The 15,082-nt window shown below is 48.7% G+C and carries 8 protein-coding genes and 1 pseudogene; 6 read left to right on the top strand and 3 right to left on the bottom strand.

The annotated features are described in order from the left end of the window. Window positions 1-144: 144 nt before the first annotated feature. Complete coding sequence (gene topA / locus L4D06_RS18110; protein WP_274166877.1) at window positions 145-2,766, top strand: type I DNA topoisomerase; 2,622 nt, start codon at window positions 145-147, stop codon at window positions 2,764-2,766. A 113-nt stretch (window positions 2,767-2,879) separates the two neighbouring features. Here topA and L4D06_RS18105 read toward each other — a convergent pair whose 3' ends face one another. After that, complete coding sequence (locus L4D06_RS18105) at window positions 2,880-5,600, bottom strand: nitrate reductase (RefSeq protein WP_429740627.1); 2,721 nt, start codon at window positions 5,598-5,600, stop codon at window positions 2,880-2,882. A 470-nt stretch (window positions 5,601-6,070) separates the two neighbouring features. On the opposite strand from L4D06_RS18105, the gene cobA reads away from it, so the two are divergent. From cobA to L4D06_RS18080, 5 genes are all read left to right on the top strand, one after another. Continuing rightward, window positions 6,071-7,012, top strand: coding sequence for a uroporphyrinogen-III C-methyltransferase (cobA, locus tag L4D06_RS18100; protein ID WP_429740626.1), 942 nt, complete (start codon window positions 6,071-6,073; stop codon window positions 7,010-7,012). Between the two features lie 10 nt (window positions 7,013-7,022). Continuing rightward, window positions 7,023-9,614, top strand: a complete 2,592-nt coding sequence (gene nirB, locus L4D06_RS18095) for a nitrite reductase large subunit NirB (RefSeq protein ID WP_429740625.1) — start codon at window positions 7,023-7,025, stop codon at window positions 9,612-9,614. 10 nt (window positions 9,615-9,624) lie between these two features. Continuing rightward, window positions 9,625-9,963 (top strand): nitrite reductase small subunit NirD, encoded by a 339-nt coding sequence (gene nirD, locus L4D06_RS18090; RefSeq protein WP_429740624.1) that lies wholly within the window; start codon window positions 9,625-9,627, stop codon window positions 9,961-9,963. 303 nt (window positions 9,964-10,266) lie between these two features. After that, a complete protein-coding gene (locus L4D06_RS18085; RefSeq protein WP_429740688.1) occupies window positions 10,267-11,742 on the top strand; it encodes a NarK family nitrate/nitrite MFS transporter in 1,476 nt (491 codons plus the stop codon). Between the two features lie 2 nt (window positions 11,743-11,744). Continuing rightward, window positions 11,745-13,559, top strand: coding sequence for a bifunctional protein-serine/threonine kinase/phosphatase (locus tag L4D06_RS18080; protein ID WP_429740623.1), 1,815 nt, complete (start codon window positions 11,745-11,747; stop codon window positions 13,557-13,559). A gap of 32 nt (window positions 13,560-13,591) precedes the next feature. Here the strand turns inward: L4D06_RS18080 and L4D06_RS18075 are convergent, their stop codons facing one another. Both L4D06_RS18075 and L4D06_RS18070 read right to left on the bottom strand, forming a co-directional pair. Beyond that, window positions 13,592-14,212 (bottom strand): LysE family translocator, encoded by a 621-nt coding sequence (locus tag L4D06_RS18075; protein WP_274166883.1) that lies wholly within the window; start codon window positions 14,210-14,212, stop codon window positions 13,592-13,594. Between the two features lie 429 nt (window positions 14,213-14,641). Continuing rightward, window positions 14,642-15,082: pseudogene (locus L4D06_RS18070) on the bottom strand (alpha-amylase family glycosyl hydrolase); the annotation flags it as partial.

The following is a 15,082-nucleotide window of genomic DNA, read 5'->3' as shown; positions in this document are numbered from 1 at the left end:
AATCGGGGGGATTTAGAAAGAAACTGGTTGATATTCAGATCGACTCGCTCAATATTGTAAATAGCGTCAGTCGGCATGGCATTACTGTTTTTTGCCATTGGGACTGACAGATTGAATTTTTAACGCGAGGGCGTATTGGTCACTATGGGTAAATCTCTCGTTATCGTGGAGTCCCCGGCAAAGGCAAAAACGATTAATAAATACCTGGGCAAAGACTTCATCGTTAAATCAAGCGTTGGTCATGTTCGGGATCTGCCTACCGGCGCTTCTCAAGGCGGCAAAAAAGCGACGCCTATCTCAACCAAAGGGTTGAGCCCGGAAGAAAAAGAGCGCATCAAAAAAGAGAAAGAAAAGAACTCACTCATCAACAAAATGGGTGTTGATCCTTACCAAAATTGGAAAGCGAAGTACCAAGTACTTCCGGGTAAGGAAAAAGTAGTTTCGGAACTTCAAGCGTTAGCAGAAAAAGCAGATTTTGTTTATCTCGCAACGGATTTGGACCGCGAAGGGGAGGCCATTGCTTGGCACCTGCGGGAACTGATCGGCGGTGATGAAAGCCGTTTTAAACGCGTTGTCTTTAACGAAATTACTCAAAATGCTATCCAGCAAGCGTTCCAAGCGCCTGGTGAGTTGAACATGGATGGCGTGAATGCACAGCAAGCACGCCGCTTCCTGGATCGCGTTGTGGGCTTTATGGTGTCACCGCTTCTTTGGAAGAAGGTTGCACGTGGCTTGTCTGCAGGTCGTGTTCAATCAGTAGCGGTGAAGCTGCTCGTAGAACGCGAACATGAGATCAAGGCGTTTATTCCGCAAGAGTATTGGGATATTCACGCCGATACCACGACGGCGAGCCAAAATGTGCTGCGTTTGGTGGTTGCTCAACAAAATAGCGAAGCATTCAAGCCATTGAACGAAGCGCAAGCGATGGCCGCGACGGATGCATTGCAAAAAGCGACTTACAAAGTGGTGGACCGTGAAGACCGTCCGACTACCAGTAAGCCGTCTGCACCGTTTATCACCTCGACGCTACAACAAGCGGCGAGTACTCGTATGGGCTTCGGTGTTAAGAAGACCATGATGTTGGCTCAACGTTTGTACGAAGGTGGTTACATCACCTACATGCGTACCGACTCGACCAACTTGAGTCAAGAAGCTGTAGAATCTGCTCGCGAGTTTATTAATGGCGAGTACGGCGACAAGTATTTGCCATCGGCACCGATCAAATATGGTTCGAAAGGCAATGCACAAGAAGCGCACGAAGCGATTCGTCCTTCAAGCGTTGACGTGAAAGCAGATGATCTGCAGGGCATGGACCCAGATGCGCATCGTCTCTATGACCTGATTTGGCGTCAGTTTGTATCGTGTCAAATGACACCTGCGAAATATGATTCAGGCACCATCAGCGTTAAAGCGGGTGAATTTACCCTAAAAGCCAAAGGTCGTACCTTACGCTTTGATGGTTGGACTCGCGTGCAGCGTCCAATGGGTAAAAACGAAGATACAACGCTTCCACATGTTGATGTGGGTGAGATCCTTACGCTTGATAAGGTTGACCCTAAACAACACTTCACCAAGCCGCCAGCACGCTTTACAGAAGCTGCATTGGTTAAAGAGCTTGAGAAGCGCGGTATTGGTCGTCCTTCTACCTATGCATCGATCATTTCAACGATTCAAGATCGTGGTTATGTGCGTACCGAACAACGTCGTTTCTACGCTGAGAAGATGGGTGAGATTGTCACCGATCGTCTCGATGACAGTTTTGCAGACTTGATGGACTACGACTTCACTGCGCGAATGGAGGGCAACCTCGATAAGATCGCAATGGGCAGTGAAGACTGGAAGCAAGTTCTGAACAACTTCTTTAAAGCGTTTACTGACGATTTGGGCAAAGCTGAACTTGAAGAAACTGAAGGCGGAATGAAGCCTAACAGTATCGTCATGACGGATATTGACTGTCCAACCTGTGGTCGCAAGATGGGTATTCGTACCGCATCGACAGGCGTATTCCTAGGTTGTTCTGGTTACCAGTTGCCACCCAAAGAGCGTTGCAAAACCACCATCAACTTGATGGATGAAGAAGGCATCGTTAACGTACTGGAAGAAGACGTTGAAACCGCCGCACTGCGTGCGAAAAAACGTTGTCCGAAGTGCGAAACGGCAATGGATGCGTATCTGATTGACCAAGATCGTAAACTGCATGTTTGTGGTAATAACCCAAGCTGTGACGGGTACTTGATCGAAAAAGGCGAGTTCAAACTTAAGGGCTACGAAGGCCCAATGGTTGAGTGTGACAAATGTGGTTCTGACATGGTGCTGAAAAACGGCCGTTTCGGTAAGTACATGGGGTGCACGAACGAAACCTGTAAGAATACGCGTAAGATTTTGAAGAACGGCGAAATCGCACCACCGAAAGAAGACCCGGTGCATTTCCCTGAGCTACCTTGTGAAAACTCAGACGCATACTTTGTGCTTCGCGATGGTGCTTCAGGCTTGTTCTTTGCGGCGAGTAACTTCCCGAAATCACGCGAAACTCGTGCGCCTTTGGTTGAAGAGCTTGCTCGCTTTAAAGATCGTATCCCAGAGAAATATCAGTATCTGGCAGATGCCCCAGCGCAAGACCCTGATGGTCGCAAAGCAGTGGTTCGCTTTAGCCGTAAGAGCAAAGAGAACTATGTGCGTACCGAAGAAGACGGTAAGCCATCTGGTTGGACTGGTCTGCTTATTGACGGTAAGTGGGAAATCACAGATAAGCGCAAGAAGAAGTAATTCTTCATTGTGAAGTTTGAAAAGGCAGCCTGTAGGCTGCCTTTTTGTTTTGGGGGGGTATCGCGCTAACACTACGGACGTTCACAGCGAGCGACTTTCACATATTTGGCTTCTTATCCCGCTTTACGCTGCGCCAACTTTCTAGCGCAGACCCGATCGACAATGTTGCCGATTTCCGCGGTGCAACTACCACAACCTGTGCCGGCGAGTGTTTGGTTGCTAACGTCTTGAACGCTTTCAGCGCTCCCATCAATCAACGAAACTTCAATCGTATCCAGTGTGACCTGTTTACACGCACAAACAATCGGTGAGCGTGCTGCCAGTGAACCCGATAGAAAGGCGTGAATGTCTTGGTTATCAAACTGACTGGTGAGAAGTTGCGATATGTCGGGCTGTTCGTTTTCTTGCTTTAAGGGGAAGGCAGAAAATGCAAACAGCGGTGTTTTGTCTTGGTACACCACTACACGACGGCCGTGCTCCGTATTGCCATGAATGAGCGTAGCGTGTTCAGAAGGGGCCAGTGTCATGAGCCTTGAAGGTACTGAAGCGCAGCTCTCTTTGAATTGGAAATGATAAAGATAACCACCTTCAATGGCTTGAAGTACCCAATAGACGGCACCAAAGGTTTGAAGTTGGGACTGGGTAAGACGCGTTTTCGTCACCAAGCTCGCCGCGCTTTGCATCATCAAGGGTTTGAGAGAAACAGGCGTTGCCTTAAATTCGGGTTGGCCAGAAATAGGATCGGTATGTGCGGGAATCACTGCCGTTACCTTTCCGCCTGAGCAATTCATTTTGTTCCAATGAATTGGCGCGAAGCTTTGCCCAGGTATCACGCGGTTAGTCACATGTGCTTTGAACACTTGCTCGCCCACACGGCTGATAACATTGACCAGTTGACCCTCTTTAATGCCCCTGTCGGTCGCATCAAAAGGATTGATTTCGATAATGGGTTCGATAGTGTGGGCATTTAATGCTGCAGAAAGCCCTGTACGCGTCATGGTGTGCCACTGGTCTCTAATCCGCCCTGAGTTAAGGATTATGCTGTATTGCGGCGTGATGGGGCTTACAGGCGCTTTGTGATCAACGGCAATAAACCGTGCTTTTCCATCCGGTGTGGAAAAATCCCCTTGGGTGAAAAGACGCCCCGACGCAATGTCATTGCTCACGATGGGCCAGCGCGTCGGCGGGAACGTGTTGTAATCGTCGATGGACAATCCCTTCAGCGCGGAAAGGTTTAGCTTCCGTTTTGTCGCATCACCGTCTTGGTTTCCGATCGTCGTCATCGCTACATATTCTTGGAAAATGTGCGCTTCCGTTGGGTAATCGAAGGCTTGGTGAAATCCCATGCGTTTGCCCACTTCACTCACAATCCACCAGTCAGGTTTCCCTTCTCCCGGCGTTGGCAGCAATCGACGCTGGCGCGAAATCATGCGTTCTGAATTCGTCACTGTGCCGGATTTTTCACTCCAACCTTGTGCGGGTAACTTCACATGGGCGTAATCCAAGGTTTCTGATGTCGACACACAATCAGACACAATCACCAGTGGACATTTCTCCAAGATCTTCGCGATACGGTCGCTGTCTGGCAGGCTGACAGCGGGGTTTGTTGCCATGACCCACAGCGCTTTAATCTTCCCACTCTCAATGGCATCGAACATGTCGATGGCCTTTAAACCTTGTTGTGTGGCTAATCTGTCGGTTTGCCAAAATTCACTGACCAATGCTGAGTGCGCATCGTTGCCAAATTCCAAGTGTGCTGCGAGGGTGTTTGCAAGCCCACCGACTTCACGCCCGCCCATCGCGTTGGGCTGACCTGTGATTGAAAAGGGTGTACTGCCGGGAAGACCAATGCGCCCTGTGGCGATGTGACAATTCAAAATGCTGTTGGCGTTGTCTGTGCCGCTGGTCGATTGGTTGACGCCTTGGGAGAACATGGTGACGGTTCTCGAATGTTGGCGAAACAGACGGTAAAAAGTTTCAATGTCCGCAAGTTTCAGCCCTGTCGCTGCCGCCACAGCAGTGACAGTATTGAATCGCTGTGCTTGTGTCAGTGCTTCGTCTAATCCTGTTGTGTGGTTGGCAATGTAGCTTTGGTTAAGCTGTTCATGCTTGGCGAGTTCGGCCAGCAAGCCATTAAACAACGCAATGTCACTGCCGGGCGTCAGTGCAAGGTGAAGATCTGCGATTTCGCAAGTACTGGTTTTACGCGGGTCAATGACTATGACTTTGGTGCCACGTTGTTCTTTAGCGGCTTTCAAGCGTTGATACAGCACGGGATGACACCAAGCGAGGTTTGACCCCACCAAAACGACGAGATCTGCGATGTCTAAATCTTCATAAGTGCCGGGCACGCAATCTTCCCCAAAGGCGCGTTTGTGACCAGCCACGGCTGAGGCCATGCAAAGACGGGAATTGGTGTCGATGTTGGCAGAGCCAATAAAGCCCTTCATCAACTTATTGACAACGTAATAATCTTCGGTCAGAAGTTGCCCTGACACATAAAATGCCACCGCATCAGGACCATGTTCTTGAATGATATCGTTGAGTGACGAAGCAACGTGGTTCAGCGCGGTATTCCATGTTGTTGCTTTCCCGTCGATTGAAGGGGCGAGTAGTCGGCCTTCACTCGTGACGGTGTCACCTAATGCTAATCCCTTGGAACAGAGTCGGCCTAAGTTGGCTGGATGGGATTCATCCCCTCTAATCTCGAGTTTGCCAGACGCATTCACTTTGGCTTCGATGCCGCAACCGACACCGCAATAGGCGCACGTAGACTTGATCCATTCGCTTTTGTTTTTCTCTGACGTAGTTTGGATATTTGTCACTTCGCTCACCCATCCTTGTTTTATTACTTATTTACTTTTAATCATACAGAGCAAATACCGCGCCAGTTTCTGTGTTGTTGAAAATAACAGTGGGATAATTGGTATTAACAAACATTTTTTTCGTTAAAAGAATGATGTGGGTGATTTTTACCTTTGCGCTAAGAGAGTGCGAAAAAATAAATCTATTAATAGATTCTGTTCATTCTGGTGCAATGCAATAAAAAGGTGCACGTAAAAAGTGCATTTCAATGCAAAGTCATAAGCAGTTTTAATTGAGGTGATGAAGGTGATTTAATGAATAAATCTTACAAAACATCATGTTGTGATTTAATGGTGTCATGTTTTGCGTTGCTGGCACTCAACTTGCTCTATTGATGAAAAATAGAAAGCGATGAATTCATAAAGACGCATTCATAAACATAGAAGCGTATTTATTTCTTTAGATTGAATTATCGCATGGATGTACTGGTGAGGTCAGGATGGCAAATAGCACATATTCAATTATGCCAAATAAACAGTTTCATATGCTCGACGGTCGTAAGGGGTTATCAAAAAAATCACATGTTGCAGCTATTTCATCGAGTGTTTTTGATGGTGTAAATAACAAGAAACCTAAACGCGAAGAAAGTCAGCACAAAGCGGGGACTGTTTTTCTCGTAGGAGCAGGTCCAGGCGACCCAGATTTACTGACCATTAAAGCGTTACGTTGCATTCAACAGGCAGATGTTGTCGTGTATGACAGACTCGTTAGCGCCGATATTCTCTCGCTTATTCCCTCAGACAAAGAAACCTACAACGTGGGTAAAGCGAAGGGCGCACACAGCGTTCCACAGAGTGATACCAACACGTTATTGGTTGAGCTAGCAAAGTGTGGGAAGGACGTATGTCGATTAAAAGGAGGAGACGCTTTTGTCTTTGGTCGAGGTGGCGAAGAAATGCAAACCCTGCATCAGGAAGACATTCAGGTAGAAGTTATTCCTGGGATCACTGCGGCGTCTGGCTGCACCAGCTATGCAGGCATTCCTCTTACCCACCGCGGCTTATCGCAAGGTTGCACCTTGGTGACAGCGCACGCCGAAAAAGAGTTGTCCGTGAACTGGAAAGCCCTCGCCGCGTTGGATCACACCTTGGTGTTTTATATGGGGCTGTCAAAACTGTCACTCATTAGCGAAGAGCTCTCTCAAGCCGGTTTGCCTTTAACAACACCTGTTGCGGTGATTGAAAAAGGGTGTACCGCTGACCAGCGCGTATTTATCAGCGACCTCGTCACGATCGAGGATGCCATCAAGCGTGAAGCAGTGGTATCGCCGTCTTTGATTGTCGTGGGTAGGGTTGTCTCGTTGGCAAAGGAATTGGATTGGTTTATCACGCAGACCACAGAACATCTCGACATAGAGCAACTTGAAAAGCTTTCTGCATAAGGATTTGAGCATGGAAAAGAAACGTATTGTCGTTGTCGGCAACGGCATGGTGGGGCATCGATTCATCGACGAATTGTCGCAGAAAAACAGCGACGGTCCGCTGAATGCAGCCCAGTATGAGATCATGACTTTTTCGGAAGAACCGCGTTTAGCCTATGATCGCGTTCAACTTAGCAGCTTTTTTAGCGGCAAAGACGCTGACGATCTTATGCTGACCAGCGAAAACGAATACAAAGAAAAAGGCATCACTTACTTTCTGAACGAGAAAGTGGTGTCTATTCAACGCGAGAACAAATGCGTCGTCACAGACCAAGGCCGAGAGATTGCTTACGACAGCTTGGTGCTCGCCACAGGCTCATACCCGTTTGTCCCACCGATTCCTGGTAACGAGCAGCCGCATTGCCATGTATACCGTACCATCGAGGATTTAGAAGCCATTCGCGCTTCCGGCGACAGCAGCAAAATTGGGGTGGTCATCGGGGGTGGGCTGTTGGGCTTAGAAGCGGCAAATGCCATTCAAAACATGGGGCTTGAAACCCATGTGGTGGAATTTGCTCCACGCCTGATGGCGGTGCAGTTAGACGAAGGCGGCGGTGAGCTACTTAAGCAAAAAATCTCGGCGTTAGGTGTGAAGGTACACACCGAAAAAGCCACGCAGAACATCACGAAAGGCGATACGTGTCGCTACAAACTCACCTTTGCCGATGGCACAGAACTCGAGACCGACATGGTGGTGTTCTCTGCCGGAATCCGCCCTCAAGATGAACTCGCTAAAGCCCATGATCTGACCTTGGGAGAGCGCGGCGGTATCGTCATTAACAATCAATGCCAAACCAACGATAGCGACATTTACGCCATTGGTGAATGTGCGCTTTGGGAAGGCAAGATCTTTGGCTTAGTCGCGCCGGGTTACCAAATGGCTAAGGTTGCAGTCGCATCAATTTGTGGCACCGAGGCCGAGTTTAAAGGCGCTGACATGAGCACCAAACTCAAGTTGTTGGGTGTTGATGTGGCGAGTATCGGCGATGCGCAAGGCTCAACGCCGGGTGCGCAGTCTTACACCTTCTCGGATGGTATTGAGCAAGTCTACAAACGCATTATCGTTTCTGAAGATGGAAAAACCTTGCTAGGCGCAGTGTTGGTGGGGGATGTTGAAAGCTACCCGAACTTATTGCAAACCATGCTTAATGGTTTACCTCTTCCAGAATTTCCTTCTGTGTTGCTCCTGTCTAGTGACGCAGCAGACAGCGATTCTGCATCGGCAGGGTTAGCGACATTGCCTGACGAAGCGCAGATTTGTTCGTGTTATGACGTGACCAAAGGCTGCATCAAAACGGCGGTGGCAGCAGGTTGCACCTCGATGGCGGATTTAAAAGCCGAAACCAAAGCCTCAACAGGCTGTGGCGGCTGTGCAGCCCTCACCAAACAAGTGATGGATGCAGAACTAGCAGCGCTCGGGCATGAAGTGAACAATAACCTGTGTGAGCACTTCGAATACACGCGCCAAGAATTGGCGGACATTGTTCGCATCAAGAAAATCAAAACCTTCGATGAATTGTTGGACAGCCACGGTAAGGGTCTGGGGTGTGACGTATGTAAGCCGACTGTCGGGTCGATCTTGGCGTCATTCTGGAACGACTATGTGCTGAAAGACGAGCACATGGGGCTGCAAGACACCAACGACATTTACCTCGGTAACATGCAAAAAGACGGCACCTACTCTGTTGTGCCGCGTGTTGCGGGCGGTGAAATTACGCCAGACAAACTGATTGTGTTGGGGCAGGTCGCGAAAGACTATAACCTCTACACCAAAGTAACGGGCGGTCAGCGCATTGACTTGTTTGGCGCACAATTACATGAGCTTCCAGAAATATGGAAAATTCTCGTCGATGCAGGGTTTGAAACTGGCCATGCCTACGGGAAATCGGTTCGAACCGTGAAATCGTGTGTTGGCTCTACATGGTGTCGCTACGGCGTGGATGACAGCGTGGGGTTCGCCATCAACATTGAAGACCGCTACAAAGGGCTTCGCTCTCCTCACAAATTGAAATTTGCCGTGTCAGGCTGTACGCGTGAATGTGCCGAAGCGCAATCAAAAGACATTGGCATTATCGCGACAGAAAATGGCTGGAACTTGTATGTCTGTGGCAACGGCGGCATGCGCCCGCGCCACGCAGATTTGTTCGCGTCCGACCTTGATCGTGAAACCCTGATCAAATACATCGACCGCATTTTGATGTTCTACATCCGCACCGCAGATCGTTTACAGCGCACCTCTGTGTGGCTGGAAAACCTTGAAGGTGGATTGGATTATCTCAAACAAGTGGTGATTGAAGACAAACTCGCCATTGGTGAAGAGTTGGAAGCGGAAATGGCAGCCAGCCTTGGTCAGTACCAATGTGAGTGGAAAACCACTATCGAATCACCAGAAAAACTCAAACGCTTCAAACACTTTATTAACAGTGACCAAGCTGACAGTGGTTTGAAATATATCACTGAAAGAGGGCAGCGCGTACCAGCGCCTTCTGTGCAAATTGTAGAGCCGACGAAGGTCGCGGCAGAACCAGAAAAACGCATTGATGTTGTAGAGATTGAAGGGTAGGAGAGGCGATATGTATCAGTGGCAAACCATTTGCGATAAGACAGATTTGGTAGAGAACACGGGTATTTGTGCCCTGTTTAACGACAAGCAGGTCGCCATCTTTCTCTGCGGAAAAACCGACACGCTCTTCGCCATAGATAACTTTGACCCGATTGGAAAAGCGAACGTGCTGTCGCGCGGGCTGCTTGGGTCGATTGGCGACAAAACCGTGATTGCTTCTCCGCTGTATAAACAGCATTTTTGCCTCACCAGCGGCGAGTGTATTGAAGATGAATCGTTGTCTGTTATCACTTACCCCGTGAGGCAGCACGAAGGTGCTGTTCAATTAGGGACGTTGAATATCGACTAAACCAACGCTCACCTTCCATTGAAGAAAGTCTCATTAATTTCCAAATGGAAAGCTAAATGGAAAGCTAAATGGAAAGCTGAGTGAGGAACTGAACAAAAAAGACAGTGCGAGCATTCGGCGCTTATTTGCCGCAACGGCACTGTCCCCATTCCCTTAATTGAACCCGTGCGTTGACGTTCACAACGTCAGTCATGGTGGGACAAACACGCCTAAAAAAGGGTGCAAGGGAAAGTAAGTGATAAACAAGCTGCAGAAATAAAGCGTTGCAGATCAAGGGATTATTAATTAACGAGGACAGGAATGATGTCAGGTAGCGAGAAATTCAATATTTTCTCATTTACAGGGAAAATGAAAATACTTCATTTAAGTTGGTTCGCCTTTTTTATTACGTTTGTGGTGTGGTTTAACTTTGCCCCCATGCTTCAATCGGTAAAAGAATCGCTCGGTTTAACCACAGCAGAAATCAAAACACTTCTTATTCTTAACGTCGCTTTCACCATACCCGCTCGTGTGATCGTCGGTATGTTAACGGACAAATACGGGCCACGTTTAGTGTACTCACTCTTGCTCGCCATTTGTTCCATTCCCTGTTTCGTGTTCGCCCTCTCCGACAATTTCGTACAAGCCGCCATTGCGCGTTTTGCGCTCGGGTTGATCGGTGCAGGTTTCGTTATCGGCATTCGCTTGGTGTCTGAGTGGTTCCCACATAACGAGTTGGGCACGGCAGAAGGCATATACGGCGGTTGGGGTAACTTTGGTTCCGCAGCGGCTGCATTCACCCTTCCAACGGTTGCAGTGATGTTTGGTGGTGAAGACGGCTGGCGTTATGCCATGGGCATTACCGGCCTAATGAGCTTACTGTTCTCTGTTGTGTTTTACCGCAGCGTGACAGATACGCCAAAAGGCGCAACCTACTACAAACCAAAAAATGCGGGCGCGATGGAAGTGACCTCGAAGGGTGATTTTGCATTGCTTCTGTTGATGAAAACGCCCATGTACGGCGCACTTGCGTTATTGGCATGGAAACTGTCGCCATCCGGTATTGGCATGTTTTCAGACTCGATTGTAACTGTTATCTACGTGGTTCTTGGCCTGATTTATGTGTTCGATGCTGCCCAAGTATGGAAAGTGAACAAGCACGTGTTCGTTGAACCAGTGCCTGAAATTCATCAGTACAAATTCAAGCAAGTTGCGGTGCTAAACGTCCTGTACTTCGCGACATTCGGTTCAGAATTGGCGGTGGTGTCTATGCTGCCGTTGTTCTTTGCAGACACCTTTGAACTGACCCCTGTTGTTGCAGGTATGGTGGCATCAGCCTATGCATTCATGAACTTGATGTCGCGCCCGGGTGGCGGGTGGCTGTCGGATAAATTTGGTCGTAAACCGACCCTGCTTATCCTAACGGCTGGCTTGGCAGTGGGTTACTTGGTGATGGGACAAGTCGATGGCGCATGGCCTGTATGGTTGGCGGTTGTCGCGGCAATGGGCTGTTCGTTCTTCGTGCAATCCGGTGAAGGGGCGGTATTTGCAGCCGTGCCACTGATTAAACGCCGTATGACAGGGCAAATTGCAGGTATGACAGGCGCATACGGTAACGTGGGTGCTGTGGTGTACCTCACTGTGTTGTCGCTGGTGGATTACAGTACCTTCTTCTTAATCATTGCCGGTACCGCGGTGCTTGGTTTTGTCACGCTACTCTTTATGGAAGAGCCTTCCGGCCAGATTGCTGAAGTGAATGACGATGGCACCATTACCATGATTGACGTAGCGAAAGCCTAATTATGAAACCCGAGGTTTTGTCGACGCCTTACATGGCGTCTCAAGCCACGAAAGAGTCCGAGAAGCTTGCTTCTCGGCTCGTCGTTCGTGCGGGTGGGTGCTCTGTTGCAGGGCGAAAGTCCCCAAATCAGGATGCCTTTGCGGTAAAAGTTCCCACCAATCTCAGTGAACTCAAACACAAAGGGGTGGTTGCGACGATTGCTGATGGCGTAAGTTCAAGCGAGGTCAGCCAAAAAGCCAGTGAAACCAGCGTCACTGAGTTTATTAATGACTACATGGACACCCCAAATACGTGGTCGGTTAAGTCCTCTGCGGGGGCGGTACTTAAATCGATTAACCATTGGCTTTTCCATCACGCAAAACAAGATGGCGAGAAATCCAATGCCATGGTCGCCGCGTTTACCAGCGTTATCATTAAATCAAACACTGCCCATCTTTTTCACGTGGGTGACTGTCGAGTTTATCTTCTTCGAGATAAAACGCTGACCCAGTTAACCCAAGACCATCGCCGCTATACCAGCAAAACACAGCATCATCTGACCCGTGCGCTCGGTATTGATAGTCACTTAGAGGTGGACTACAAACTATCAGCGGTACAGGCGGGTGATGTGTTGTTGATGACCACTGATGGCATTCATGATGCCTTGCCAGAAAACGATATCCTTGCGTTCTTAAATGACAGCTTAAGTCGCGAAAACGAAGATCTTGAAGCTGAAGATCTCGAAGCCCTAGCAAGCAAGCTGGTCGACGGAGCGCTCGCGGCAGGCAGCGATGATAATATTTCCTGCCTTTTTCTCGCCATTGATGAATTGCCTAAAGCGGCTTTTGATGAAGCGTTTAGATACCGCGCGGAACAGGTGATCCCTCCCGTGTTGTCTGAAGGACAACAGATCGACCATTTTCAGATAAAACGCGTGATCTACAGTGGAAGCCGAAGTCATTTGTATTTGGCGAGAAGCATGCAGGACGACAAACAATATGTATTGAAAATGCCGTCTCAGAACTTCGCGGACGACGAGGTTTACCTTTCTGGATTCATTAGAGAAGGGTGGATCGGCGAGCAAGTGCGAAAGCGGGGCGTGATGAAGATTCATCCGCAGACCTGGCACTCGCGTTTTCTCTATCATGTGTGCGATTTCGTGGATGGCATGACGCTAAGACAATGGATGCTGGATAACCCAACACCAACACTTTCACAAATCCGCACGCTTGCCAAAGGCGCGATTCGTTCGATGCGAGTGTTACAGCGCATGGCAGTGGTACATCGTGATATCAAGCCTGACAACTTGATGGTAGATAAAGACATGAACGTGGTCTTGATCGATTACGGAACAGCACAAGCGCAAGGTTTAGAGGAGTTGTCAGGGCATGTGGAAGAAAGTTACCCCGTTGGGGATTTGAATTATGCTGCGCCCGAGTATTTGAAGGGCAACAAAGCCACCTTGTCGTCAGACGTATTTTCACTCGGCGTCACTTTCTATGAAATGCTCACGGGGCATTTACCCTACAAACCTGTGAACGCGTCAAATCCACGAGTATCAAACCGACAAACTTACACCCCTGTGGTGGTGTTTCGGCCTGATGTGCCTGATTGGTTCGATGCGGCGCTGAAAAAGGCGTGCCATTCCATTCCCTCTGCGCGTTATGACGTGCTGTCTGAGTTTGAGCAAGATTTGCTGACGCCGAATCGGGAGTTGGAAAAGGCCAGCCAACAGCGCGCCATGATCGAAAAAGATCCTGTGCGCTTTTGGAAGGGGTTATCCGTTGTGTTGTTCACGTTGGTCGTGTTGCTCACGGCACTGCTTGTCACGACGTAACGAGCAGCGCCGTGATCCTAATGTTTAAGGCTTTAGCGCTGTGCCGTCAGAGCGAGTGCGACGCCCACACCCATAAACGTACCGCCAAAGGTGCGCGGTAACCACTTGGAATTCGCAAGACGTTTTGAACGTGTAAATGCCCTGACACCCCAGTAGCCATAACCACAAAGACAGATGAACGAACAACACATCAGCGTTATCACCAGCAAAGAAAACTGGGGCAACAATGCTTGATTGATATTGATAAATTGCGGGAATAACGCCGTAGTAAAGACGATGGCTTTAGGGTTGGTCAGCGCAACCAGCACACCTTGCAAGTAGTAGCTTTTGGTGTTCACCGTTTTAGGTGCATCATCCAGCGATATTGCCATGCCATTTCGCCACGTTTTTATACCGAGGTAAAAAAGGTAGCACGCCCCCAGCACTTTGATCACCAAGAATGCGGTCGCCGAGCTTAACACCAATGCGCTTAACCCCAAGACTGAAAACGAAGACATCAAAAACAGCCCCGTGACATTCCCCAAAATCGTATACACCGCTTTTTTCAGTCCCGAACGGAGTGAGTGCGTCATCACCAATAAGATTGCAGGCCCAGGAGAGAGTGCTGCTACAAACGCAATCGACAAAAAAGCGAGCCAAGTTTCAAATGTCATTGTTGCCATCCTTGGTGTGTGGTGCCAGCGTTTCTCTATCTCAACACGCCTGCCTATGAATGAAAATAGCGAAGGGAGAAGTTATTCGTTCATGACTGAGAAAAGGCGTGAAAAGTGGATGCGGATAGAACTGAACTCGCTAGAGTATCTGTCATTACAGATCGGCCTGACACGAGTTTGGACAGAAATCATTTAGACACGAGAATGCAGGGACGGAGAATGCAGGCAGAATGCAGGGACAGACGTTATTGAAACAACTGAATACCTCCATCCCCCTATATTTATCATAACGTTCAAAAGCGGGCTTTTTTCTATCAAGAAGACTGGTAAGAAGAAAGGTAGGCAGAATTTGCAACTAGTTAGCTTGTAGCAGGCACGTGCAAGCCACCGGAGAGGAGTCTATTTCATAAATCGGCGGGTTGGTGACACCTAACGCGTAGATGTAGGTATGCGAAGTCCGCAAAGTCGCTTTCGCCCGAGCAAAGGCAGGGCGGCTTTAATGGTTGTCTCAGAGCCAATCATTGTTCCATTCTCAATTTTCGAATAGATATCAAGCCATTCGTCAGACTCAAACCCTAGACGCTCGAGAATATCGGGTATTTGACTATCAATATGACCCCGTTTGTCTTCTCGGCATTGGCGTCCAGTCCAATCAACAAGTTCGAGATAGTCCATTAATCGAAAGGGAATACCATCAGGCATGTTTTCTTTTGGGTTGCCTGCAAAGGGAAATAAATAAGGTGCAGTGGTTTCGTCATTTTTGAGGGATTCTATGCGCGTTCTAACGGACGTGTACTCGGAAGTTTCTGGGGTTTCTGCAATTGCAGCACGGACTGGGTTCAAATCAACATAGGCCATTGCAGCGGCGAG

The organism is Enterovibrio makurazakiensis (assembly GCF_050336585.1).
GTDB lineage: Bacteria > Pseudomonadota > Gammaproteobacteria > Enterobacterales > Vibrionaceae > Enterovibrio > Enterovibrio gelatinilyticus.
The sequence above is the reverse complement of the archived record's forward strand: the minus strand, read 5'-3'. Positions and strand labels throughout refer to the sequence as shown.